General features: G+C 73.2%; 23 protein-coding genes and 1 pseudogene. 16 read left to right on the top strand and 8 right to left on the bottom strand.

Annotated features, from left to right (window positions below; all coding sequences use genetic code 11):
- Window positions 1–320 precede the first annotated feature (320 nt).
- The 4 genes from ACH4DX_RS11730 (at window position 321) to ACH4DX_RS11715 (ending at window position 4139) form a co-directional block, all read left to right on the top strand.
- Window positions 321–1379, top strand: a complete 1059-nt coding sequence (locus ACH4DX_RS11730) for an ABC transporter ATP-binding protein (protein WP_398154948.1) — start codon at window positions 321–323, stop codon at window positions 1377–1379.
- Window positions 1380–1456: 77 nt separating this feature from the next.
- Window positions 1457–2215, top strand: coding sequence for an ABC transporter permease (locus tag ACH4DX_RS11725; protein ID WP_398154947.1), 759 nt, complete (start codon window positions 1457–1459; stop codon window positions 2213–2215).
- A complete protein-coding gene (locus ACH4DX_RS11720) occupies window positions 2212–3471 on the top strand; it encodes a sensor histidine kinase (protein ID WP_398154946.1) in 1260 nt (419 codons plus the stop codon). Before ACH4DX_RS11725 ends, ACH4DX_RS11720 begins: the two co-directional genes overlap by 4 nt.
- Entirely contained in the window at window positions 3468–4139 is a 672-nt protein-coding gene (locus tag ACH4DX_RS11715) for a response regulator transcription factor (protein WP_398120288.1), read from the top strand. The genes ACH4DX_RS11720 and ACH4DX_RS11715 overlap by 4 nt, the downstream gene beginning before the upstream one ends.
- 34 nt (window positions 4140–4173) lie before the next feature.
- Here ACH4DX_RS11715 and ACH4DX_RS11710 read toward each other — a convergent pair whose 3' ends face one another.
- Together ACH4DX_RS11710 and ACH4DX_RS11705 are read right to left on the bottom strand one after the other, a co-directional pair.
- Window positions 4174–5028, bottom strand: a complete 855-nt coding sequence (locus tag ACH4DX_RS11710) for a transglutaminase-like domain-containing protein (protein WP_398120290.1) — start codon at window positions 5026–5028, stop codon at window positions 4174–4176.
- 696 nt (window positions 5029–5724) lie between these two features.
- Window positions 5725–6825, bottom strand: a complete 1101-nt coding sequence (locus ACH4DX_RS11705; RefSeq protein ID WP_398154945.1) for a GNAT family N-acetyltransferase — start codon at window positions 6823–6825, stop codon at window positions 5725–5727.
- A gap of 143 nt (window positions 6826–6968) precedes the next feature.
- On the opposite strand from ACH4DX_RS11705, the gene fdxA reads away from it, so the two are divergent.
- Window positions 6969–7289, top strand: a complete 321-nt coding sequence (gene fdxA, locus ACH4DX_RS11700) for a ferredoxin (RefSeq protein WP_030573070.1) — start codon at window positions 6969–6971, stop codon at window positions 7287–7289.
- 95 nt (window positions 7290–7384) lie between these two features.
- Complete coding sequence (locus ACH4DX_RS11695; protein WP_398154944.1) at window positions 7385–8479, top strand: bifunctional succinyldiaminopimelate transaminase/glutamate-prephenate aminotransferase; 1095 nt, start codon at window positions 7385–7387, stop codon at window positions 8477–8479.
- A 142-nt stretch (window positions 8480–8621) separates the two neighbouring features.
- Here the strand turns inward: ACH4DX_RS11695 and ACH4DX_RS11690 are convergent, their stop codons facing one another.
- Together ACH4DX_RS11690 and ACH4DX_RS11685 are read right to left on the bottom strand one after the other, a co-directional pair.
- A complete protein-coding gene (locus ACH4DX_RS11690) occupies window positions 8622–9062 on the bottom strand; it encodes an ATP-binding protein (RefSeq protein ID WP_398120296.1) in 441 nt (146 codons plus the stop codon).
- A gap of 499 nt (window positions 9063–9561) precedes the next feature.
- Window positions 9562–9774, bottom strand: a pseudogene (locus ACH4DX_RS11685) (heavy metal transporter); the annotation flags it as partial.
- A 207-nt stretch (window positions 9775–9981) separates the two neighbouring features.
- Here ACH4DX_RS11685 and dapE point away from each other — a divergent pair.
- Both dapE and ACH4DX_RS11675 read left to right on the top strand, forming a co-directional pair.
- Window positions 9982–11112, top strand: a complete 1131-nt coding sequence (dapE, locus tag ACH4DX_RS11680) for a succinyl-diaminopimelate desuccinylase (RefSeq protein ID WP_398154943.1) — start codon at window positions 9982–9984, stop codon at window positions 11110–11112.
- Window positions 11113–11232: 120 nt separating this feature from the next.
- Entirely contained in the window at window positions 11233–11982 is a 750-nt protein-coding gene (locus ACH4DX_RS11675) for a TIGR00730 family Rossman fold protein (RefSeq protein WP_398120300.1), read from the top strand.
- A gap of 270 nt (window positions 11983–12252) precedes the next feature.
- Here ACH4DX_RS11675 and folP read toward each other — a convergent pair whose 3' ends face one another.
- Window positions 12253–13113 carry a dihydropteroate synthase gene (folP, locus tag ACH4DX_RS11670; RefSeq protein ID WP_398120302.1) on the bottom strand — a complete coding sequence of 287 codons (861 nt, stop codon included), beginning with the start codon at window positions 13111–13113 and terminating at the stop codon, window positions 12253–12255.
- Between the two features lie 150 nt (window positions 13114–13263).
- Between folP and ACH4DX_RS11665 the strand changes: the two genes are divergently transcribed.
- Together ACH4DX_RS11665 and ACH4DX_RS11660 are read left to right on the top strand one after the other, a co-directional pair.
- Window positions 13264–13719, top strand: coding sequence for a DivIVA domain-containing protein (locus ACH4DX_RS11665; RefSeq protein ID WP_398154942.1), 456 nt, complete (start codon window positions 13264–13266; stop codon window positions 13717–13719).
- Window positions 13716–14318, top strand: a complete 603-nt coding sequence (locus ACH4DX_RS11660) for a DNA-3-methyladenine glycosylase I (RefSeq protein WP_398154941.1) — start codon at window positions 13716–13718, stop codon at window positions 14316–14318. Before ACH4DX_RS11665 ends, ACH4DX_RS11660 begins: the two co-directional genes overlap by 4 nt.
- Window positions 14319–14387: 69 nt before the next feature.
- Here the strand turns inward: ACH4DX_RS11660 and ACH4DX_RS11655 are convergent, their stop codons facing one another.
- Complete coding sequence (locus ACH4DX_RS11655) at window positions 14388–15188, bottom strand: enoyl-CoA hydratase-related protein (protein ID WP_398154940.1); 801 nt, start codon at window positions 15186–15188, stop codon at window positions 14388–14390.
- Between the two features lie 324 nt (window positions 15189–15512).
- Here ACH4DX_RS11655 and ACH4DX_RS11650 point away from each other — a divergent pair, with 324 nt between their 5' ends.
- The gene (locus ACH4DX_RS11650; RefSeq protein WP_003966491.1) at window positions 15513–15680 is read left to right on the top strand and encodes a DUF3117 domain-containing protein; all 168 of its coding nucleotides are present in this window, start codon (window positions 15513–15515) and stop codon (window positions 15678–15680) included.
- Window positions 15681–15956: 276 nt separating this feature from the next.
- Here ACH4DX_RS11650 and ACH4DX_RS11645 read toward each other — a convergent pair whose 3' ends face one another.
- Window positions 15957–16703: an O-methyltransferase gene (locus tag ACH4DX_RS11645; protein ID WP_398120310.1), complete on the bottom strand. Its 747-nt coding sequence runs from the start codon at window positions 16701–16703 to the stop codon at window positions 15957–15959.
- Between the two features lie 124 nt (window positions 16704–16827).
- Between ACH4DX_RS11645 and sigE the strand changes: the two genes are divergently transcribed.
- The 5 genes from sigE to ACH4DX_RS11620 all read left to right on the top strand — a co-directional run bounded on the left by sigE (window position 16828) and on the right by ACH4DX_RS11620 (window position 22665).
- Window positions 16828–17601, top strand: coding sequence for an RNA polymerase sigma factor SigE (gene sigE, locus ACH4DX_RS11640; protein WP_398120312.1), 774 nt, complete (start codon window positions 16828–16830; stop codon window positions 17599–17601).
- Window positions 17598–18599 carry an anti-sigma factor family protein gene (locus ACH4DX_RS11635; RefSeq protein ID WP_398120314.1) on the top strand — a complete coding sequence of 334 codons (1002 nt, stop codon included), beginning with the start codon at window positions 17598–17600 and terminating at the stop codon, window positions 18597–18599. The genes sigE and ACH4DX_RS11635 overlap by 4 nt, the downstream gene beginning before the upstream one ends.
- Before the next feature lie 942 nt (window positions 18600–19541).
- Complete coding sequence (locus tag ACH4DX_RS11630; RefSeq protein ID WP_398154939.1) at window positions 19542–21116, top strand: trypsin-like peptidase domain-containing protein; 1575 nt, start codon at window positions 19542–19544, stop codon at window positions 21114–21116.
- A 129-nt stretch (window positions 21117–21245) separates the two neighbouring features.
- Window positions 21246–21734, top strand: coding sequence for a sec-independent translocase (locus ACH4DX_RS11625; protein WP_398120316.1), 489 nt, complete (start codon window positions 21246–21248; stop codon window positions 21732–21734).
- Between the two features lie 256 nt (window positions 21735–21990).
- A complete protein-coding gene (locus ACH4DX_RS11620; RefSeq protein ID WP_398120795.1) occupies window positions 21991–22665 on the top strand; it encodes a hypothetical protein in 675 nt (224 codons plus the stop codon).
- 151 nt (window positions 22666–22816) lie between these two features.
- On the opposite strand, the gene ACH4DX_RS11615 is transcribed toward ACH4DX_RS11620, so the two are convergent.
- Window positions 22817–23950, bottom strand: coding sequence for an Mrp/NBP35 family ATP-binding protein (locus ACH4DX_RS11615; protein ID WP_398120317.1), 1134 nt, complete (start codon window positions 23948–23950; stop codon window positions 22817–22819).
- Window positions 23951–23990 lie beyond the last annotated feature (40 nt).

Raw genomic sequence — 23990 nt, 5'->3', positions numbered from 1 at the left:
CCGCGCGGGGCGGGGGGGGGGTTGAGCGCCCCCACCCCGGGGGGCCCCCCGCTCCCCACGGGGACGGGGGGGCGCCCGGGGGGGGTGCCCCCCCGGTCCCGCGTTCGGCTCCGGCCGCTCGCCGTCGTCCGGAAGGCCGTCGTCCGGAAGGATCGACTCTCCGCCGCCGGGTGGCCCTGTCGGTGCCGAGCACGAGACCGGCGCGGCGCCGGAGAGTCATCGCCGTGGCGGGAGTCATCTGCCGCGCATGACATCTGTCATCCGGGTCCGCGTACGGACGACACTGCCGCGTAGGGCTCTGACCAGCAAGGATGGAGCACATGACGACGACAGTGCAGGCGGCGGGCGCAGCCGCGGGGCCCGTGACGGGGAGTGCCGGGAGCACCCGCGGCACCGGGAGCACCGCGAGTGCCGGAAGGTCCCCGAGTGCCGTGAGCGCGGTGAGCTTTCAGCAGGTGTCCAAGGCGTACGGAGAGGTGCGGGCCGTCGACGGTCTGACCCTGGACCTGTACCCCGGCGAGACGGTCGCGCTGCTCGGGCCCAACGGCGCGGGCAAGTCCTCCACCCTCGATCTGCTGCTCGGACTGCGCCGTCCCGACAGCGGCACGGTGCGCGTGTTCGGCACGAGCCCGCGCGACGCCATCGCCGCCGGGCGGGTCGGGGCGATGTTGCAGAGCGGCGGGCTCATGGACGGGGTCACCGTGCGCGAACTGGTGGGCCTCGCCTGCGAGCTGCACCCGCGGCCCCACCGGGTGCACGACGTCCTGGCCGCGGCGGGGCTCGCGCAGATCGCCGACCGCAAGGTCGACAAGCTCTCCGGCGGCCAGGAGCAGCGCGTGCGGTTCGCCGTCGCCACGGCGGGGGCGAGCGATCTGATCGTCCTTGACGAGCCGACGACCGGCATGGACGTCACGGCGCGCCAGGCGTTCTGGGCGACCGTGCGGGAGCAGGCGGACCAGGGCCGGGCGGTCCTGTTCGCCACGCACTACCTGGAGGAGGCCGACGCTGTCGCGGACCGTGTCCTCGTGCTGCACCGGGGCCGCCTCCTCGCGGACGGCACGGCGGCCGGGATCAAGGCGAGGGCGGGCATCCGCAAGGTCAGCTTCGACCTGCTCGACGCCGACGCGCGGGGAACGGCGGGACCGGTGCTCGAACAACGGCTGCGGAAGCTGCCGTTCCTGTCGGCGCTGACCGTGTCCCACGCCGGGTCCGCGGCGGGCCCGGGGCTCACGGTGCGGCTCCAGTCGACGGACGCGGACGCCACTGTGCACGCGCTGTACGGTCTCGGGCTCCACCCCCGCAACCTGGAGGTCGCGGGCCTCGGCCTGGAGCAGGCGTTCGTCGCGATCACCGCGGCGGAGGAGGCGAGGACGGCATGAGCGGCGCACTCGGCACCTCGGGGGGCGCGCCCGGCCGCGGCCCACGGTCCCGTACGAGCACCGGCGAGGGGAAGCGCGTGACCACGCACAAGGGGGTGGGAGCCCTCGTACGTCTGGAGGTGCGGCGGGCCCTGCGCAACAAGAAGTTCCTGTTCTTCTCGGTGATCTACCCGGCGCTGCTCTTCCTGATCGTCGCCGGGGGCGCGGACACCACGAGCGAGGTCGGCGACAGCGGTCTTGGCCTGCCCGCGTTCATGATGGTGTCGATGGCGTCGTTCGGCGCGCTCACCGCCGTCCTGATGGGCAACAGCGAGCGCATCGCCAAGGAGCGCGAGAGCGGCTGGGTGCGCCGGCTGAGGCTGACGAGCCTGCCGGGCCGCGGCTACGTCCTCGCGAAGACGGCGAGCGCCGCCGTGGTGAGCCTGCCGTCGATCGTGGTGGTCCTCGTGACCGGTGCCCTGGTCAAGGACGTCCGCCTCGACGCCTGGCAGTGGCCGGCCCTGGCGGGCGCCATCTGGGCGGGCAGCCTGTGCTTCGCCGCCCTCGGCGTCGCCGTCGGCTACTGCGCCACGGGGGACGCGGTGCGGCCGGTCACGATGATCCTCTACTTCGCGCTCTCGCTGCTCGGTGGCCTGTGGATGCCGACGACGACGTTCCCGCACTGGCTCCAGGACCTGGCCGAGTGGCTGCCCACGCACGCCTACGCGGCACTCGGCAGGGCCATCGAACTCGGTGACGCCCCGCACGCCAGGGACATCGTCCTGCTCGCGGCGTACTTCCTGGCGTTCGCGGCCGGCGCCGCGTGGCTGTACCGGAAGGACACACTGAAGGCGTGAACGCACCACGCACCACCGAGCGCCACCCCCTGCACACCTTCGGGCAGCCCGTCCTCGACCGGCGGCAGACCCGGGTCAAGGCGGCCTGGATCGGCATCTGGCTGATCTTCCTGGCAAGTCCCGTACGGGATCTGGTCGAGGGCGGCCACGGCACGGCCGCCACCGTCCTCGGCGCGCTCGGCCTGACGGCGTTCGTCGGGTGCTACCTCGCCCTGGTCTTCCGCTACACGACACGGGTCCATGAGTGGCGCGTGGTGTACGTGACGTTCACGGTGCTCCTGGTTCTCGCCGTGGCCCTCGCCCTCGGCATGGGGAGTGCCTGGCTCGGTCTGTTCGTGTACGCGGCGGTGTCGGCGGGCGCGGTGCTGCCGATGCGGCGGGCGGTGTGGGCCATCCCCGCGGTCACCGTGACGATGATGGCGATCGGGATGCGCGACACCGGTGCCGCCGACCTCTTCCCCGGGCTCGGGGTGACGACGCTCCTGGTCGGGTTCGCGATGACGGGCGTGCGCCAGCTGATCCGTACGACGGTGGAGCTGAGGCAGGCGCGCGCGACGGTCGCCCAGCTCGCCGCCAACGAGGAGCGGCTGCGCCTCGCCCGCGACCTGCACGACCTGCTCGGCCACTCCCTGTCCCTGATCACCCTGAAGAGCGAGCTGGCGGGGCGGATGCTCCCCGCCCACCCGGACAGGGCCGCCCGGCAGGTGGCCGACATCGAACAGGTCAGCCGCCAGGCCCTGGTGGACGTGCGCGAGGCCGTCACCGGCTATCGCAGGCCCACCCTCGCGGGGCAACTGGCCGGTGCGCGCACGGCCCTGGCCGCCGCGGGCGTCGCCGCCGACGTCCCCCTGGAGGCCCCGGAGGCCGGCGCCGCGCCCGACGAGGAGCGGGAGGCCGCGCTCGCCTGGGCGCTGCGCGAGGCGGTCACCAACGTCGTACGCCACAGCGGCGCCCGCCACTGCGCGGTCACCCTCACCCGCCGCCAGACCCTCGCGGGCCCCGTCCTCGAACTCGCGGTCGAGGACGACGGCGTGGGCCCCGCACCCGGCGCCGGGCACGGCAACGGACACGGCAACGGTCTGACGGGGCTCACCGAACGCCTGGAGGCAGTCGGCGGCACCCTCGACGCCGGCCCCGGCGGCGGTGGCCGCAAGGGGTTCAGGGTCGCGGCCCGCGTGCCGCTGGGACCGGACGGCGGCGGGCAGCCGGAGCCCGCCGCGGCCGCGTCACCGGGCGTCCTAGGATCGTCCGCATGACCGGCACGCACAGCCCCGCTGAAGCCTCCGCACCCGAAGGCCCGCAGGGCTCGGGCGACCACCCCGTCCGGGTGCTGCTCGCCGAGGACCAGTCGATGGTCCGCGAGGCCCTCGCGGCGCTGCTCGGCCTCGAACCGGACATCGAGGTCGTCGCGCAGGCGGCCCGCGGCGACGAGGTCCTGGCCGCCGCCCGTGCCCACGCCGTCGACGTGGCGCTCCTGGACATCGAGATGCCCGGGTGCACCGGCATCGAGGCGGCGGCCCAGCTGCGGGACGCGCTGCCGGATCTCAAGGTCGTCGTGCTCACCACGTTCGGAAGGCCCGGCCATCTGCGCTCCGCCATGGAGGCGGGGGCCGCCGCCTTCCTGGTCAAGGACGCGCCCGCGGCCCAGCTCGCCGACGCGGTACGCAGGGTCCTCGCCGGGGAGCGCGTCATCGACCCCACGCTGGCGGCCGCCGCGCTCGCCGAGGGGGCGAACCCGCTGACCGACCGCGAGCGCGAGGTCCTGCGGGCCGCGGCCGACGGCGCCTCCAACGCCCGGCTTGCCGCCGCCCTGCACCTCTCCCAGGGCACGGTCCGCAACTATCTGTCGACGGCCATCCAGAAGCTGGCCGCCCGCAACCGCGCCGAGGCGGTGTGCGTCGCCCGCGAGAAGGGCTGGCTCTGAGCGCGGGCCCGGTGCCCGCCCCCGCTCCGGGGGGTCAGTTGAGCTTCGCCCGTGCCGCCCGTGCCTGTAGGCGTACGCGCTCCGCCGTCGTCGGCTCGATGGGCTCCACCACCTCGGCGTACTCGTCGAGCCCACGCGCCCCCGCGAGGAAGTCACCGCGCTCGACCAGGAGCTGGGCACGCTCGTAGCGAAGGCGGGCCGGGTGGGCGGGGAGCAGGAGGGACAGTTCGAGGGCCCACAGGGCGACGTGGGAGCGCTCGGAGCGGGCGGCGGCCCAGGCGCGGATGTTGTTGAGGATGCGCAGCATGATGTTCAGCGGGTCGGCCGCCGTCAGGAGTGCGGGGTTCAGCCTGCCCCCGGACGCCTGCGCCACCAGCTGCTCCGCGTCCGCGGCGGACAGCAGCCGCCCGCCGTTGAACGGGTCGGCGAGGACCTGCTCCGCCTTGCCGTACGCGTCGGGGGAGCCGAAGCCGACGACGAAGTGTCCTGGCAGGGCGACGCCGTGGACCGGCGCGCCGGCGCGCCGCGCGACCTCGATCCAGACGACCGAGAGCAGGATCGGGAGCCCGCGCCCGCGCCGCAGCACCTGGTGGAGCAGGGAGGACTCGAGACGCTGGTAGTCGGCCGCGGTGCCGTGGAAGCCGTGCCGCCCCCCGAGGAGCTCGGCGACCGCGACGGCCCACTCCCGCGGCCCGCCGGGACGGAAGGGCAGCTGCCCCGCGAGGGTGTCGAGGTCGATCTGCGCGGCGTCGATGCCCGCCTCGTCGAGTTCCGGGTCCGCCTCCCCGGCGAGCAGCAGGCACAGCAAGGACAGGTCGGGCCGCTCGGACCTGGCCTCGTCGGCGAATCTGCGCCGCCATTCACTGGACTTCGCGGGCTGTGCGCGCATCCGTGCCTCTGTCGTTTCTCTCTGGCACCGGGGGAGTTCGGCGTGGGGGCCACCCGTGGTGCGATTGCCGGTGATGCGGTGTCGAAGGGCGGACGGGGGTGGGGGTGGGGTGGGGTGCGGGATTCGTGGGGGGTGTGGAGTCGGAGGGGGCGGTGGTGCGGGTGTTGGTGGTGCGGGTTGGCGGTGCCTGGGGCATTGGCGGGGTGGATCGGCGGTGCTGGGGGGCACTGGTGGTGCGGGTGTCGGCGGGGCGGTGGTGCGGTGTCGGTGGTGGCGGTTGCGGCGCCGGATGGGGCGATCGGCTCCCGGCGGCGTTGCCGGTGAGGCAAATTCCCGGGGGACCCTGGTCGTAAGCTTCTGTACCAACGGCGAGTGGCCGAATCTCATCGCTCCTGCCCGCGTCCGCGGCCCGCACTCACCGAGGCCGGGACCGTCCGCGTCCTGGTCGTTTCCGTCACGCGGTGCATCCGTGCCGGTCACGGGGCGCATCCGTGCCGCTTACGGGGCGCATCCGTGCCGATTACGCGGTGCATCGGTGCCGCTTACGCGGTGCATCCGTGCCCGTCACGCCGCGCACCCGTGCCGGTCAAAGCGGCACACCCGTACTCGTCACACCGCACGCCTGCGGGCCCGCACCGCACGCCTGCGGCCCACGCACCGCGCAACCGCGGCCCCCACACCGCCCGCCCCGCAGAGTCACCCCCCACCGTTCTCGTCGGGCGGCTCCCGGTAGTGGTGATAGCTGTGGTGCACCGCGAAGCCCATCCCGTCGTACAGTTCCCGCGCGCCGCCGTTGTCCTCCTCCACCTGGAGCCACGCCGCCGAGGCGCCCTCCTCCAGCGCCCGCCGCGCGAGGGCGGTCATCACGGCAGTGGCCAGGCCTTCGCGCCGCCGCGCCGGGTCCACCTCCACCGCCATGAAACCGGCCCACCGCCCGTCGACCACGCACCGCCCGATCGCCGCGGGCGGACCGTCCGCCGCAGGCACGGCAGCGAACCACACGGACGGCCCCGCGGCCAGCACCTGACGCACCCGGGGTCCCGGCACCCCGGTCCGCTGGTACCGCCCGAGCCACGCGTCGTCCACGTCCCGCGACAGGAGCACACGCCCGGTGTCGGCGTCGAGGTCCCCCACGGGGGCGAGCCCGCCGATCCGCATCTCGGCGCTGACCTCCCGCCGCCAGCCGCGCTCCACGAGCTCGGCGCACAGCAGTTCCTGCGTGCCCTCGGCACCGGTCGCCGTCTGCACGTACGCGGGCAGCCCCCGCTCGGCGTACCAGCGCCGGACCTGCGCGAGCGCCGCGTCGAGCGGGCGGCCCGGATCCCCCAGCGGGAGCACGGAGTTGGCGCGCCGCGTGAACCCCACCCGTCGGGGGCGCCCGGCGCCCGGTGCGCCCTCGGCTGCCGCGCCCGGCACCTGCGCGGACGCCTCGCCGGGCGCCGCCTCGAAGGCGGCCCGCAGCTCCCAGTCGCCGAGGCGCTCGCTCTCCACCGGCTGCCAGGCACGCGCCGCGACCCGCGCGAGCTCCGCGTAGTGCGCCGCCGGGCCGCGCCTGCGCGCGGGCGCGGCAGGGACGACCTTGCCGGCTACGAGTACATTCTCCGCAATCCGGACTATTTCCCCGTCCCGGCGTGTGATGACGAGCACACCACCGTTCCAAGATGTGAGAACGCCCACCGTGTCGGTGAATCCGGCGCCTGGGTCTCCACCGTCGTCCAAGCGTCGGACAGAGACGCGTTTGCCCACGTCAGACGGGTTGATTCTGACTTCGAGCCGTCCGCCCGCAGTGAATTCCACAGCTCTGTACGCCCCTCCTGTTCGGATCATGCCCAGGAACGGAGATACTAGGTGCGGGCATCGACGACGCCGCGCTCCCGCGCGCCAGGCGAGCGGAGCCTGAGGACGGCCCGCCAGCGCCCGTATCGAGGAGGAACGACAGCGTGACCTACGTCATCGCGCAGCCTTGTGTCGACGTCAAGGACAAGGCGTGCATCGAGGAGTGCCCGGTCGACTGCATTTACGAGGGCAGCAGGTCCTTGTACATCCACCCGGACGAATGCGTCGACTGCGGAGCCTGCGAACCGGTCTGCCCGGTCGAGGCGATCTTCTACGAGGACGACACTCCGGAGGAGTGGAAGGACTACTACAAGGCGAACGTCGAGTTCTTCGACGAGCTCGGTTCGCCCGGCGGCGCCAGCAAGCTCGGTCTGATCGAGCGCGACCACGCGTTCATCGCCGCGCTGCCCCCGCAGAACCAGTAGCGCCCACCTGAGCGTCACCCCGGTCCCGTACGGCACGTCCCGCTGTACGGGACCGGGGCGTTCGTGCAGCCCTCACGCATCCCTGGAGCCAGCCCGTGTCAGCATTCTCCGACCGCCTCCCCGCCTTCCCCTGGGACAAGCTCGAGCCCTACAAGGCGACGGCGGCCGCGCACCCCGACGGCATCGTCGACCTGTCCGTGGGGACGCCGGTCGACCCGGTGCCCGAGCTCGTCCAGAAGGCGCTCACGGCGGCGGCCGACTCCCCGGGCTATCCCACGGTGTGGGGCACCCCGGAGCTGCGTGACGCGATCACCGGCTGGTGCGCGCGGCGGCTCGGCGCCCGCGGTCTCACCCACCGCAACGTCCTGCCCATCGTCGGCTCCAAGGAGCTGGTGGCCTGGCTGCCCACCCAGCTCGGTCTCGGGCCCGGCGACAAAGTGGCCTACCCGCGGCTCGCGTACCCCACGTACGAGGTCGGCGCGCGGCTCGCCCGCGCGGAGCACGTCGCGTACGACGACCCCACGGACGTGGACCCCGCGAACCTCAGGCTCCTGTGGCTCAACTCGCCCTCCAACCCGACCGGGCGTGTCCTGTCAAAGGACGAACTGATCCGGGTGGTGACCTGGGCGCGAGAGCACGGCGTGCTCCTCGTCAGCGACGAGTGCTACCTGGAGCTCGGCTGGGAGGCGGAGCCGACGTCGGTCCTGCACACGGACGTCTGCGGCGGCTCGCACGAGGGCATCGTCGCGGTGCACTCCCTCTCCAAGCGCTCGAACCTCGCCGGCTACCGGGCGGCGTTCCTCGCCGGTGACGCCGAGGTCCTCGGTGATCTGCTGCTCATCCGCAAGCACGGCGGGATGATGACGTCCGCGCCGACGCAGGCGGCGGCGGTGGCCGCGCTGGGCGACGACACACACGTACAGGAGCAGCGGGCCCGCTACGCCGCCCGCCGTACGGCGCTGCGCGACGCGCTCGTCGGTCACGGCTTCCGCATCGAGCACAGCGAGGCGAGCCTGTACCTGTGGGCCACGCGCGACGAGTCGTGCTGGGACACGGTGGGCCGTCTCGCCTCCCTCGGCATCCTGGTGGCCCCGGGCGACTTCTACGGCGAGGCGGGCCGCGACTTCGTCCGCGTCGCCATGACGGCGACGGACGAGCGGGTGGCGGCGGCGGTCTCGCGGCTGCGGTGAGCCGGGCCCGCGCCCCTCGACCGCGCCGAGCCATGGCGCGGGGAGGACGAAGAGGGGACGCGAGAGGCGGGAAGACGGAAGGGGTGCGGGAAGCAGTCGGCTTCCCGCACCCCTTCGGTGTCCGCGCGCGTACCGCGGCGGACTAGCCGAGCGGCAGGCTCTGCAACGGCAGCTGGCCGGTCGGCGCGGCCTTGCCGAGGGCGTCGGTGGGCAGCCCGCCCTTGGTGGCGTGCCCCGCGGTGTCGCCGACGATGTCACCGGCGGTTCCCGCGACCTCACCGCCGATCTTCTGCGCGGCCGGGACCGAGGTCTTCGCGCTCTTGCCGAGGGCGTGGCCCGCGGCCGGGACGGCCTTCTTCACGGCCTTGCTCCCGGCATTGCCCGCCAGTTCGGTGACGTTCTGAGCCGCGTCGTCGATGCCGTCGCCCACGTTGGCACGGTCCAGGGCGGTGATGCCGCCCTGGTCGGTGGTGGCGGGCAGCTCGGCGGCGCTGGCGGAGCCGGCCGCACCGACCACGGGTGCCGCTCCCGCCGCGACAAGCAGCGCGACACGGGCGATCCGGCGGGTCAGGGGGAGGGACATGATGCTCCTTCAGACGGAGAGAACTGTGAGGTGCCCGGCCGTTCCGTGCGGTGGACTCCGTGCGGTGGAAGCGGCGGTCGGACGCAGTGACTACCGCTTGAAGAGCCCGAAGGTTGCGGTGCGCCAACGTAAAGAGTTGGCAATGCGTCGCATTATCGGCTACGGATAAAATCGGGCAAACAGCTCTGATGTCGGGGGCGTCGCACGCCGTCGATGTCCTGCGTACGCAAGGGTTGCGTGCCTTCGGGGAGACGGCGCGCGAAGATCCTCCGAGGCGTCAGCATCCGGCGATCACTGTGCCACCTGCGGGTGATCGGCCGCACTACTGCCCGGTGACGATGCGGACTTCGCGAAGCGATCCGGAAGCGGAACCACCGTGTCCGGAACGGGCTCCGCTCTCTGCGGACGTTCCCCCGAGCGTTCCCCCGGACGTGCCTCCGGAAGCGCCGGAACCTCCGGGTCCGCCGCTGTCCCAGGAGCCCCCGGCTGTCCACTCGTGCTCCTGAAGAGCGGTCGCGAGGGCGATGGTTACGGCGCGCTCCGGCATGCCGCGCCGGGTGCCGACGGCCGCGACCGTCGCCGCGTTCTCCGCCTGCTCCGCGCCCAGTTCGTACGACGCCCCGTCGCCGTCGCCTTACACCACCGTGCACCGGGGCTCGGGGCCGTCGGAGACGTACTGCGTCACCACGTATCCCACCACCGCGCAGAGCACGGCGCAGGCCGTGGCGAGGCGCAGCCGACGGCCGTGCCGGAAGGGGGCGACGGCGGTCTCGGACACGCGAACCACCGTACGGGAGCCCACTGACAGCGCGGGGACGGCCGCGCGGGGCGAGGCGTGGCGACGCGGCCCCGGCCCCGCGGGGCGGAGCGTGGCGACGTGGCCCCGAGCCCCGCGGGGCGGCGCGTTAGGGTCGGAGCCATGGACCGGACGCCAGCTCACTCCACCGCTCGGACCGCCCCGGAAGGCGCGGCCCCGCTCGACCTCACGCTCGACGCCGCCGCCCTGACCGCGGCCCTGGTCGACATCCCCTCGCCGAGCGGCGCGGAGGAAGCGCTCGCGGACGCGGTCGAGGCGGCGCTGCGCCCGCTGGGGCACCTCACGGTCGACCGGCACGGCAACAATGTGGTGGCACGCACGAACCTGGGCCGCGCCGAACGCGTGATCCTCGCCGGGCACATCGACACCGTGCCGATCGCCGACGACCCGCCGAACGTCCCCTCGCGCCTGGACGCGGACGGCGTGCTGTGGGGCTGCGGCACCTGCGACATGAAGTCGGGCGTCGCGGTCCAACTGCGCCTCGCGCAGACGGTCACCGAGCCCAACCGCGACCTGACCTTCGTCTTCTACGACAACGAAGAGGTCGCCGCGCACCTGAACGGACTCGGTCACATCGCCGACGCGCACCCCGACTGGCTCCAGGGCGACTTCGCGGTCCTCCTGGAACCCACCGACGGCCAGGTGGAGGGCGGCTGCCAGGGCACCCTGCGCGTCCTGTTGCGGACCAGGGGCGAGAGGGCGCACTCCGCGCGCGCGTGGATGGGGTCCAACGCGATCCACACGGCCGCCCCGATCCTGGCGAGGCTGGCCGCGTACGAGGCGCGCACGCCGCTCGTCGACGGGCTGCGCTACCACGAGGGCCTCAACGCCGTCCGCATCGAGGGCGGCGTCGCCACCAACGTCATCCCCGACGCGTGCACCGTCACCGTCAACTTCCGCTACGCGCCGGACCGCACCCCCGAGGAGGCCGAGGCCTTCGTACGCGACTACTTCGCGGACTGCGGGGTCGAGGAGTTCGTCGTCGACGACCACACCGGCGGCGCCCGCCCCGGCCTCACCCACCCCGCGGCGGCGGCCTTCATGGCGGCGGTCGGCGGTGAGGCCAGGCCCAAGTACGGCTGGACGGACGTCTCCCGTTTCAGCGCGCTCGGCGTGCCCGCGGTGAACTACGGGCCCGGCAACCCGCTCCTGGCCCACAAGGTGGACGAGCGCGTCGACGTGACCCTGATCCCGGAGGCGGAGTCCCGGCTGCGCTCCTGGCTGACCTCCTGAGCCCCCGACCGGCCTCCCGACGTCCGGCCGGGCGCCCGACTTCCGGAGTTGCGCCCCGTGTAACGCCCTTGGACCTACGCTGAAGTGGCAGGACGTACGTCGGTAAGGAAGGGGATGTCCATGGGCAATCCGGAAACGCAGGGTCCGCCGGAGGAGCAGCGCCTGGGTCCCGTGGTGCGCAGACGGGATCAGATCACACCCGGCACCACCGATCAGCGGCTGCTCGACACCGAGGGGGACGCGGAGTGGGTGCACACCGACCCCTGGCGGGTCATGCGCATCCAGTCCGAGTTCGTCGAGGGCTTCGGAGCGCTCGCCGAGCTCCCCAGCGCCATCAGCGTCTTCGGCTCGGCCCGCACGCTGCCCGGCTCCGCCGAGTACGAGGCCGGGGTGCGGATCGGCGAGGCCCTGGTGGAGGCGGGCTTCGCCGTGATCACCGGAGGTGGTCCCGGTGCGATGGAGGCCGCCAACAAGGGGGCCCGCGAAGCCAAGGGCATCTCCGTCGGCCTCGGCATCGAGCTCCCCTTCGAGCAGGGCCTCAACCCGCACGTCGACATCGGGGTGAACTTCCGCTACTTCTTCGTCCGCAAGACCATGTTCGTGAAGTACGCCCAGGGCTTCGTGGTCCTCCCCGGCGGCCTCGGCACCCTCGACGAACTCTTCGAGGCCCTCACCCTCGTCCAGACCCGCAAGGTCACCCGCTTCCCGATCGTCCTCTTCGGCACCGCCTACTGGGGCGGCCTCGTCGACTGGCTCCGCGACACCGTGGTCGCCCAGGGCAAGGCCTCCGAGAAGGACCTGCTGCTGTTCCACGTGACGGACGAGGTGGAGGAGGCGGTGCGGTTGGTGACCAAGGAGGTAGGCCGGTAGGCGCCCGCCCTCGCGGCGCGCCCGAACCTGGGCTCGGCCCCAGGCCCCGTATCGGCGCTTCGCGCCTCGTTCCCGACCGCCGGAGGGACTAGAACTGTTGCCGGTGCGGCAGGATTTCAGCCCGTCCGGCGTTTGAGGACGAGCGCGGAGCGCGACTACAGCCCGTCCGGCGCTCGAGAACGAGGCGCGCGGCGCCGACAAGGCGGGGCCCCAGGGGGCGCCAAGCCCCCTGGTCCGGGAAGGGGCGGGCCCGGGGCGCCCCGCGGGGGCTCAGGCCAACCCCCGCCGCGCCACCGCAGGCGGCCGGTGACCGGCGATGGTGGCGACCATGTCCACGACCTGCCGGGTCTCGGCGACCTCGTGGACGCGGTACACCTGCGCCCCCAGCCACGCGGACACCGCGGTCGTGGCCAGGGTCCCCACGACCCGCTCCTTCAGGGGCGTGTCCAGCGTCTCCCCGACGAAGTCCTTGTTGGAGAGGGAGACGAGCACGGGCCACCCCGTGGCCACCAGCTCGGGAAGGCGCCGCGTGGCCTCCAGGGAGTGCCGCGTGTTCTTCCCGAAGTCGTGCCCGGGGTCGATGAGGACGGACTCCCGCGGCACCCCGAGCGCCACGGCCCGCTCCGCGAGCCCCACGGTCACCCGCAGGATGTCGGCGACGACGTCGTCGTACTCGACCCGATGCGGCCGGGTACGCGGCTCCGCGCCCCCGGCGTGGGTGCACACCAGCCCCACCCCGTACCGCGCGGCGACCTCCGCGAGCCGCGGATCGACACCGCCCCACGCGTCGTTGAGGAGGTCGGCCCCGACGTCGCACACGGCCTCGCCGACCTCGTGCCGCCAGGTGTCGACGCTGATGACGACGTCGGGGAAGCGCCGCCGCACCTCGGCGACGAAGCCGACGGTGCGCCGCACCTCCTCCTCGGCGGTCACCTCGGCACCGGGCCCGGCCTTGACCCCGCCGATGTCGATGATCGCGGCACCTTCGGCCACCGCCTGCTCCACGCGCGCGAGCGCGGGCTCGTCGCGGAAGGTGGCGCCCTGGTCGTAGAAGGAGTCCGGGGTCCGGTTGACGATCGCCATGATCACCGGTTCGTGCGCCTCGAACACGCGCCTGCCAAGGCTGAGCATCCCCTGTGAGCCTCCCTGTCGTTCCGTCGGCCGGCCTCGCGGTCCGGCCGCCTGCGACCTTAACTGTCACAGGCACATGGCACGATCGGTGCCAGACAGTTTCCGTGCCGGTCCGCGCAGCGGCCCGGCATCCGAGCGTGGGGACCGCAGATGGTCATGTTCCTCTTCCTGGTCATCGCCCTCGTCGTCGTGGTCGGAGCGGTGACGCTCGCGGTCCTCGGCGGCGGGGACAGCGGCGGCCTGCCCGAGGTGGCGCCGGAGCGGCTGACCGACCCGCTGCCGCAGGACCGCCCGCTGCGCCGCGCCGACGTGGACGCGGTGCGCTTCCCGATGACGGTCCGCGGCTATCGGATGCTGGACGTGGACGAGGCGCTCGACCGTCTCAGCGCGGAGCTGGCCGAGCGGGACGCGCGGATCGCCGAGCTGGAGGCCGCCCTCGCCGGCGCCCAGGCCACGGCGGTCGCGGGCCCCGGCCTCCTGAAGGGGTACGGCGGCGAGCACCGCGCACCACAGGACCAGCGGCGCGCCCCCGCCGACGCCCGCCCCGGACCGACGCAGCATCCAGGGCGCCCCGAGCACACCGAGGGACCGGAGGGCGAGAAGTGAGCAGCGGTGCGATCGCGGGCCCCGACGGCGGCCCGCGCTGCCCGTGGGGCCTGTCCACCGAGGACTATGTGGCGTACCACGACACGGAGTGGGGCCGCCCCGTCCACGGCGACGACGCCCTGTTCGAGCGGCTCTCCCTGGAGGCCTTCCAGTCGGGTCTGTCCTGGATCACGATCCTGCGGCGCCGCGAGGGCTTCCGTGCCGCGTTCTGCGGCTTCGAGATCGCGGCGGTGGCGGAGTTCGGGGACGCCGACCGCGAGCGCCTCCTCGCCGACGCGGGCATCATCCGCAACCGCGCGAAGGTGGACGCGACGCTCGCCAACGCGCGCGTGCTCGCCGACTGGCCCGCGGGTGAACTGGACGGGCTGATCTGGTCGTTCGCCCCGGACCCCGACGGCCGCCCGGCGCCGCGGACCCTCGCCGACGTGCCCGCGGTCACCGACGAGTCGACGGCCCTGTCCAAGGCCCTCAAGAAGCGCGGCCTGCGCTTCGTCGGCCCCACCACCGCCTACGCCCTGATGCAGGCCTGCGGCCTGGTGAACGACCACCTCGTGGACTGCGTGGCCCGTGGGGCGAGCGGCGCCCCGGTCTCCGGCTAGGGCCTGTGCCCGGTGCGGCGAGAGGGCGTGCATCCGGGTCGCGTGGCAGGAGGAAGTCCGGCGAGAGGCCTAGCGGCCCAGGTACTTCGGCGCGGCCTTGTCGAGGAAGGCCTGGACCGCGATCGCGTGGTCCTCGGAGGCGCCTGCCCCGGTCTGTAGCTCGTCCTCCTTGTCCAGGGTCTCGTCCAGGGTGTGACCGGCGGCGAAGGCGAGCGATTCCTTGATCGACGCGTAGGCGAGCGTCGGGCCCTGCGCCAGCGCCCTCGCCGTCTTCAGGGCCTCCTCCGCGAGGTCGGCCGCGGGCACGACCCGGTTGGCGATGCCCAGGTCGTGGGCCTCCGCCGCCTTGATGCTGCGCGGGAAGAGCAGCAGGTCGGCGGCGCGGCTCGGGCCGATCACACGGGAGAGGGTCCAGGAGACCCCGGAGTCCGCGGTCAGCGCGACCCCCGCGAAGGACGTGTTGAACGACGCCGTGTCCGCGACGATCCGGTGGTCGGCGGCGAGCGCGAAACCGAGGCCCGCGCCGGCCGCCACGCCGTTGACGCCCGCCACGACAGGCTTGGGCATGCCCGTCAGGGCCCGCACGATCGGGTTGTAGTGCTCGCGCACGGTGCTCATCGTCTGCCCGGAGCCGCTCTCCCGGTCCGCCGCGAGCAGGCCCACGTGCTCCTTGAGGTCCTGGCCCACGCAGAAGGCGCGCCCGGTCGCGGTCAGCAGCACCGCGCGCACCGCGGGGTCGGCCGCCGCCGAGCGCGCGGCCTCCCGCAGGGCGACCTTCGCCTCGATGTTCATGGCGTTCATCGCGTCGGGGCGGTTCAGTGTGATCGTCGCGAGCCCGTCGCTCACCTCGTAGAGCACGGCGTCGGCCATGGTGGTCCCCTCCGCTGGTCCGGGATGGCTGTTCCTGGCTGTCCTGGCTGCCAGCATGAACTAGATCATCCGCTGTCGGAACGCGGTCGCCGATGTGACCTGCGTCAAAGTGTGTGGGGCTGCGGAAGCCTGTGGGGCGGCGAAGTATTGCAGTCACATCGGCGAATTGAGTGGTTTTGCGGGCGCGCGTTGCGCAAGCGATGCAGACCGATGTTGGTCATCGGGTCCCGCGATGCGGGATAATGACCTGGAAGCAATGTGTTCGATGCCGGTGACACCTGGGTTGTCGGCTGCGACAAGCTGGTTTCAGGAAGGGGAACGAGCATGGCGGCCATGAAGCCGCGGACGGGCGACGGCCCGCTCGAGGTGACCAAGGAGGGGCGGGGCATCGTCATGCGCGTTCCGCTCGAAGGCGGCGGTCGACTTGTCGTCGAACTGACCCCCGACGAGGCCGACGCCCTCGGCGACGCCCTGAAGAAGGTTGTCGGCTGACGCGTAGGCGTCCCACGGTGCACCACACTTTTGAGCTGCCCCGGCATCGTACGACGAGCCGGGGCAGTGCTGTGCCCGGGGGCGGGCGGCCGGAACGGCGCCTCGCGTTCCCCGGCGCGGGCGGGGGAGCGAACGGTTTCCGCCGGGACGAAAGGCCTGAATGTTCGGGTCGAAAGTCCCGCTTCGCGATCCGCTTCCGGGGCTCTCCCGTTGACCCCCGCGGGAGCGGGTCACCCGTACGGCTCTATGTACGGCGGCCGCCGTGCCCGGTGGCCGCTACCTTTTGACGGCGCAGAGCAGGCCGTCGCCCACCGGGAGCAGGGAGGGCACGAGGTCCTGGCTCTCGCGCACGGCCCGCAGCAGCTCCCGCAGCCGCAGCACCTCCGCGGGCTGCGGCCCGGAGTCCACGGTCCTGCCGTCGGCGAAGACGCCCTCGAAGCAGACGAGTCCGCCCGGGCGGAGCAGGCGCAACGATTCAGCGAGATAGTCGAGGCACTCCGTGCGGTCACCGTCGCAGAACACCAGGTCGTAGCCGCCGTCCGCGAGGCGCGGCAGCACGTCGAGGGCGCGGCCGGGGATGAAGCGGGCGCGGTTGCCGGCGAAGCCCGCGGCGCGGAAGGCCGTACGGGCGAACTGCTGGCGCTCCGGGTCCGGATCGACCGTCGTCAGGACGCCGTCGGGCCGCATCCCGTGCAGCAGGTGGATGCCCGACACTCCCGTGCCCGTACCGATCTCGGCGACCGCCTTGGCTTCCACGGTGGCGGCCAGCATCCCCAGCGCGGCACCGGTTCCGGGCGACACGGAGCGCAGCCCCGCGTCCCGCGCCCGGCCCCGGGCCCAGCGCAGCGCCTCGTCCTCGGCGACAAAGGCGTCGGCGAACGCCCAGCTCGTCTGCCGGTTGCCGGTAATGGCCCTCTCCTGTCCCCGTGGTTGCCTGGCCGTGACTGTATCCGTTGGGGCCGGGAACCCGCAGATGGGACTGTGCGTTGTGAAGGGGTGAGAGGACAGCGGGGACACAGACATGGATCTGGAACTCAAGCCGGCCCGCACCAGCGGCGTCACGCAGACGGAGTGGACCCGGCCGACCAGGCGGCAAGTACCAAATTCACGTAAAAACGCTTATCCGGAGCTAACGGGCGGGGTGGTTATGGTAGGGGCTCCACTGGACACCACCAGAGCCGACAGGGGAGGTGCGGCCGAGTCCGCGGATCGGGGAGGGGCGCTGCGGCGTCTTCTCGGATTGGCGGGTAAGCCGAAATCCGTGACCGACACCGCTGACCGTTCCCGCGCCACCGACTCCGCTCAGACCGCGACCTTTGCCGCTGACGCGGAATCGCAGGCGTGGACTCCTCCCACCTGGGAGGAGATCGTCAGCACGCACAGCGGCCGCGTCTACCGCCTCGCCTACCGCCTGACGGGCAACCAGCACGACGCCGAGGACCTCACGCAAGAGGTCTTCGTCCGTGTCTTCCGCTCGCTCTCGACGTACACCCCCGGCACCTTCGAGGGCTGGCTGCACCGCATCACCACCAATCTCTTCCTGGACATGGTGCGGCGCAAGCAGCGCATCCGCTTCGACGCCCTCGGCGACGACGCGGCGGAGCGGCTGCCCAGCCGCGAGCCCTCGCCGCAGCAGGTGTTCAACGACACCCACTTCGACGCGGACGTCCAGCAGGCGCTCGACACCCTCGCACCCGAGTTCCGCGCCGCGGTCGTCCTGTGCGACATCGAGGGCCTTTCGTACGAGGAGATCGCCGCCACCCTCGGCGTCAAGCTCGGCACGGTGCGCAGCCGTATCCACCGCGGCCGCTCCCAGCTGCGCAAGACCCTTCAGCACCGCTCTCCCGAGGCCCGTGCCGAGCGTCGCTCGCTCGCCGTCAGCGGAGCCGTGGCACCGGGAGGAGGGGGCGCGACCGCGTGAGTGGATCACGGTCCAATCCTGCCGAGCGGCATCTCGCCGAGCAGCACCTGGGGGACCGGCTCGCCGCGCTGGTCGACGGTGAGCTCGGTCATGACGCCCGCGAGCGTGTGCTCGCACATCTCGCGACCTGTCCGAAGTGCAAGGCGGAGGCCGACGCGCAGCGCCGGCTCAAGAACGTCTTCGCCCAGAGCGCGCCGCCGCCCCCCAGTGCGAGCTTCCTCGCCCGTCTGCAAAGCCTGCCCGCCACCGGCATCGGCAGTGACGACGACGAACAGCCCGGCGGCCCGAGGACGCCCGTCGACGACGGGTTCGCCACCGGGTCGTCCGAGGTCACCGGCATGCCCGGCGGCGGGGTCTTCAGCACCCTGTCGGGAAGACCCGACCCCTTCCTCGGATACGTCCCCGCGGGCGCCCACGCCGCCGTCCTCGCCAGTGAGCGGCGCGGCTTCCGCATCCACGACGTCCATGACGCCGCCAAGCCCGAGGGTGAGCGGTCCGTCTGGCTGGGGCGGAGGTTCGCCTTCGCCGCGGCCGGAGCGGTCTCGCTGGCCGCGATAGCACTGGGCGGGGTCACCATGGGCACGCCCCTCACCGCCGGTGAGCAGCGTGCGGGCGGCGCCGGCGCCGCCAACAGCAACGCTTCGCCCCTGCGCTCGTCCGGCACGCCCAGCGCCGCCGTGACCGACTCCGGTCGGCGCCGGGGCAGCAACCCGCTCTCCGTGCAGGGCCCCCGGCCCCAGGCCCTCGTGCCGACCACGGCCGCGGTGCCGCTCCTGTCCGGTGCGCCCGCCCGGCCAGGACCGCACGAGAGGAAGCAGCTCACGGCCTCGCTGCTCGCCGGGGCGGGCGTCATGTCCCCCCTGGTGCGCGCCGTGGCCGACGACCTGCGGGGCGACCATCCCCGGGGCCTGATGCTCAACGCCGCCGCGGACTTCGCCCCCACCGCCTCCCCGAAGCCCGACACCGGCCTGCGCCACAGCAGCTCGCAGATCCGCTGACGCGCACTGCGCGTCGGCGCGCAGACCTGGTTGAATCCAGGGAGGGCCGTGCGCGCCGGGGACGCGGCGGGCACGGCGGGAGCACGCAATCGGCGTCCTCCGCGGGTCAGTTGTGGGGAGAACATGGACGACGAGGGCAAGCCCACCCAGGCGAAGCCGAACTGGTGGAGTCGTCCACGGGACGTTGGCACTGGGCTTGAGCCGGGTGCGGGTGCTGGGGGGAGCTTTGACGCGGGGGCGGCCCCGGGTGCGGTCCCTCATGCGGGTGCGGGTGCGGGTGCGGCTTCCGGCGCCGGGGCGACTCCTGGGGCCGGGGCGGCTCCTGGGGCTGGGGTGACTTCCGGCGCGGGGGTGGCTCCTGGCGCGAGTGCGGCTTCCGGTGCGAGTGCGGCTTCCGTTGCCGGGGTGACCCCGGAGGCCGGGGCGGCTTCTGGTGCGGGGGTGGCTCCGGGTGCCGGGGTGCCTTCCGGCGTAGGAGTGGCTCCTGGAGCAGGGGTGACTTCTGGTGCGTATGCGGGCGCGGCTTCCGGCGCCGAGTCGACTTCCGGCGCCGAGTCGGCTCCTGGTGCCGAGGTGGCTCCTGGCGCTGGGGTGGTCCCCGGTGCTGCGGGGGTAACTCCTGAACCGGGGGCGGCCCGCGGTTCCGCCGTAGCCCCCGGTGCTCGGGAAGCCTTCGACGCAGCGGTGCACCCCGGCGGCGGAGCGCTCTCGGGCAGCGGGGTGGCCCCCGGTCCCGGCCGGGCCTCGGCTCCGGGGCCCGGGCAGCCGCCTCCTGTCGCCGCGTCTCCCGCCGCGGGGAGCACCCCCGGCCCCGCGGCCGACTCAGCCACCCCGCAGGCCCCAGAAGGCCGCCCCCGCCCCCTGCACGACCCCGACCCCTACGGCACCCCGCCCTACGGCGAGCCCGGCCCCTGGGCCCTCGCCCCGCCCGTGCAGCACCCCATGGCGACTCCGGCCCAGGGCACACCCACGTACGGAACGCCGGGCCACGGCACCCCCGCCCACGGAGCCCACGCCCCGGCACCGGGCACACAACCCTCGCCCCACGGAACGCCGCCCCCGCCCCACGGAACGCCGCCCCCAGCCCACGGCACCCCCATGCGAGACGACACCCCCACCGACCCCCCGCCGGGCGGCGCCCCCAGCCACAGCGACCCTCTCAGCCACAGCGACGCCCCCACCCCGGCGGGCACCACCCCCTCGTACGACACCCCCCACGACACCCCACCCCCCGCACCCGCCCCGCAGGGCACCCCCGTACACGGAACACCCCCGCAGCAAGCCGCAGCCCCGCATGGCGGCCCCCCGCAAGGGGGGTACCCCGACCCCTGGCGGCGCTACGACCCCTGGGGCGCGCCTCTCCAGCAGAACGGTGCCGCCGTGCAGGCGCAGCGGCAGCGGCGTGGGCGGAAGGTGCTGGTCCTGGGGGCGGCCGTGATCGCGTTGGTGGCGGGTGGGATCGGTGGCGTCGTGGGGGCCCACCTGGAGCGGGAGGGCGGGCTCGGGAGCCGGGTCGAGTTGCCGCAGGCCGGGTCGGAGACCGAGAAGCGGCCCAAGGACAGCGTGGCCGGGATCGCGGCGAGCGCGCTGCCCGGCGTGGTGACGCTGCACGTCCGCGGCGACGACGGCGCGGGCACCGGCACCGGCTTCGTCCTCGATGGCAAGGGCCACATCCTCACCAACAACCACGTGGTCGAGCCCGGCGGCAAGGGCGGCGACATATCGGTGACGTTCAGCGGCGGAGAGACCGCGAGCGCCAAGGTCATCGGCCGGGACGCGGGCTACGACCTGGCCGTCGTCAAGGTCTCCGGCGTCCGCGGCCTCAAGCCGCTGCCGCTCGGCAACTCCGAGAACGTCCAGGTCGGCGATCCCGTCGTGGCCATCGGCGCCCCCTTCGACCTCGCCAACACCGTCACCTCCGGAATCATCAGCGCCAAGGAGCGGCCCATCACGGCGGGCGGTGAGAAGGGCGACGGGAGCGACGTGTCGTACGTGAACGCCCTCCAGACCGACGCGCCGATAAACCCGGGCAACTCCGGTGGCCCCCTCGTCGACTCCCGGGCCCGTGTCATCGGCATCAACAGCGCCATCCGCTCCGCGGACAGCGGATCGGGCTCCGCCCCCGAGAGCGGCCGCTCGGGCTCCATCGGGCTCGGCTTTGCCATACCCATCAACCAGGGCAAACGCGTCGCCGAGGAGCTGATCAACACCGGCCGCGCCACCCATCCCGTGATCGGCGTCACCATCGACAAGCAGTTCACCGGGGACGGCGCCCGCATCGCGCGGACGAGCCGGAGCGGCGGCCCCGCCGTCAACCGCGGCGGACCCGGCGACAAGGCGGGCCTGAAGGCGGGCGACGTGATCAAGGCGGTCGACGCTCAACCCGTGCACTCGGGCGACGAACTCATCGTCAAGGTCCGGGCCCACCGCCCCGGGGACCGCCTGGAACTCACCGTGGAGCGGGGCGGCGACGAGCGGAAGGTGAGCCTGGTCCTCGGCACCGCCGGCGGCGAGTGAGCCCCGGGCGGACGAGCGCGCCCGAACAGCGGCGGTCGCCCTGTTGTCCGTGTGGTAGCCCTGCGGCTACCGGACGGACAGCCGCGGCGGGTACCGTGGAACCGGTCCGGACGGCAAGGAGTCTTCAAGGTGTTCAACGACATTGGCGCACTCGAGATAGTGACGCTGATCATCCTCGCCGTGCTGATCTTCGGTCCGGACAAGCTGCCGAAGCTGATCCAGGACGTGTCCCGCACGGTCCGCAAGATCCGGCAGTTCTCCGACAGCGCGAAGCAGGACATACGGAATGAACTGGGACCCGAGTTCAAGGACTTCGAGTTCGAGGACCTGAACCCGAAGAAGTTCATCCGCAAGCAGATGGAGAACGACGACCTCGGTCTCAAGGAGATCCGCAACGGCTTCGACCTGAAGAAGGAAATGGCCGAAGTCGCGGACGCCGTGCACGGCCGCGACAGCGACTCCGCCGACGACTCCGGCAGCCGCGCCGGCGGTTCCGCCGCCGCGTCGGTCAACGGCTCCGGCGGCGCCCGCGGCGACCGCATCGACATGGAGAAGCGCTCCGAGCCCGGCAAACCCCCGGCCGGGGACCCGCCGCCGTTCGACTCCGACGCCACCTGACACCCGGCCCGGGCCCGCCCGGGACCACTGCACGGGCCTCGCGCCACCCCTCCGGAAGCGCGCTCCCCCTGCCGTCCGGCGTACGCGCTCCGTGGCGGGCAACGGCGCGATCGATGGCGTCGCGGACACCCCTGGCGCCCACCGGTGTACCGGCATCCGGAATCGGTGTGGCTATCCTGCCTTGTTGTCCGGCGTGAGGACGCCCGAGGGGGGCGGGCCGCTCCGGACCGACGAGAGCGAGGAGGCGGCCGGGTACATGGAGACGACAAGTCGGGTGGGCGCGCAGGCGCCGGACGCGGAGGGTGCCGCGCAGGCCGTGCCCTCCGCCCGGCGCACGGTCGACGGCTACCTGCTGGCGCCCTTCCCCTGGTACGGCCTCGACGAGGCCTTCACGGGGCCGCGCTGGCTGATGCAGGTGGGCACCGGCGCGGACGGGGCCGTGGAGCACGGCTCCATCGGACACGGCGACGAGCCGTCGGTGCGTGCCGAGGAGACCTTCGGGACCGGTGACAAGGAGCGGTTCGCGGTCGTGGTGACCGTCGCCGCCAACCCGGTGCGGAGCAGCGGCGACGGCACCGGCGTCCTGGAGGCGACCTCGGTGTCCTCCGCGGCGTGGCTGGCCGGGGTGGGCCTGCTGTCCCTGACCTGGCCCGGCCAGATGGACCACAGCCTGCGGGACGACTGGCTCGACCAGCAGACCGAGACCGCCTGGGTGCTCGCCGACGACCTGGACGGGTCCGACTGGTCGACCCTCTCCCTGCCCGTGGACGGGAGGCCGACCTCGTTCCACTACCGGGAGTCCGAGTACGGCTGGGTCCTCGCGGGTTCCACCGAAGGGGGAGTGCACCTGGGAGCCTACGGACGCGGGATGAGCGCGTACGGCCTGGGCTTCTCGGTGGTGCAGGACATCACGGCGTACGAGGCGAAGTAACCGGCGGAGCTCCCGCACGGAGCTCGGGAGCCGGACGGGCTGGGATCAGCCGGTCCGGCGCCCGAGGACGAGCGCGATGCACGAGCCCGCAGCGCGACGAACGGGCGGGCGGTCGGAGGGGAACGCGGAGGGGAGCTCGGAAGGGAACCGCTCAGAACTTGTTCCGGGGAGTGATCCCCAGCGACATCCCGGAGAGCCCCCGCTGGCGCCCGCCGAGCTTCCCGGCGATGGCCCGCAGCGCGGCCCCCGCGGGCGACTCGGGGTCGGACAGGACGACGGGCCGCCCCTCGTCCCCGCCCTCGCGCAGCCGTACGTCGATCGGGATGGAGCCGAGCACCGGCACCGTCGCGCCCGTGGTCCTCGTCAGGCCCTCCGCGACCTTCTGGCCGCCGCCGGTGCCGAACACGTCGACCATCTCGTCGCAGTGGGGGCAGGGCAGGCCCGACATGTTCTCGACCACGCCGACGATCTTCTGGTGGGTCTGGACGGCGATGGAGCCCGCGCGCTCGGCGACCTCGGCGGCGGCCTGCTGCGGGGTGGTGACGACCAGGATCTCGGCGTTCGGGACGAGCTGGGCGACGGAGATCGCGATGTCGCCCGTGCCCGGCGGCAGGTCGAGGAGCAGGACGTCGAGGTCGCCCCAGAAGACGTCGGCGAGGAACTGCTGGAGCGCGCGGTGCAGCATCGGTCCGCGCCACACCACCGGCGCGTTGCCGGGGGTGAACATGCCGATGGAGATGACCTTCACGCCGTGCGCCGACGGCGGCATGATCATGTTCTCGACCTGGGTGGGGCGGCCGTCCGCGCCCAGCATGCGCGGCACCGAGTGGCCGTAGATGTCGGCGTCGACCACGCCGACCTTGAGACCGTCCGCCGCCATCGCCGCCGCGAGGTTCACCGTCACCGACGACTTGCCGACGCCGCCCTTTCCGGAGGCGACCGCGTACACCCGGGTCAGGGAGCCCGGTTTGGCGAACGGCACCTCCCGGTCGGCCTGCCCGCCGCGCAGCGCCGTGGCCAGCTCCTTGCGCTGCTCGTCGCTCATCACGTCCAGGGTGACGTCGACGCGCGTGACGCCCTCGACGGCCGAGACCGCGTCCGTCACGTTCTTCGTGATCGTGTCGCGCATCGGGCAGCCGGAGACCGTCAGGTAGACGGCGACGGCGACCGCGCCGTCGGCGCCGATCTCCACCGATTTGACCATCCCCAACTCGGTGATGGGTCGCTGGATCTCGGGGTCGTTCACCGTCGCCAGTGCTGCGCGCACCGCGTCTTCCGTAGCCATAAGGGAATGGTACGGCCCAGTAGCAGGGGGCCGGGAAGGT

Origin of the sequence: Streptomyces sp. NPDC017940 (genome assembly GCF_044328435.1) — a bacterium.
Lineage (GTDB): Bacteria > Actinomycetota > Actinomycetes > Streptomycetales > Streptomycetaceae > Streptomyces.
Note: the sequence above shows the minus strand (reverse complement) of the source record. Positions and strands in the feature narration are given on the sequence as shown.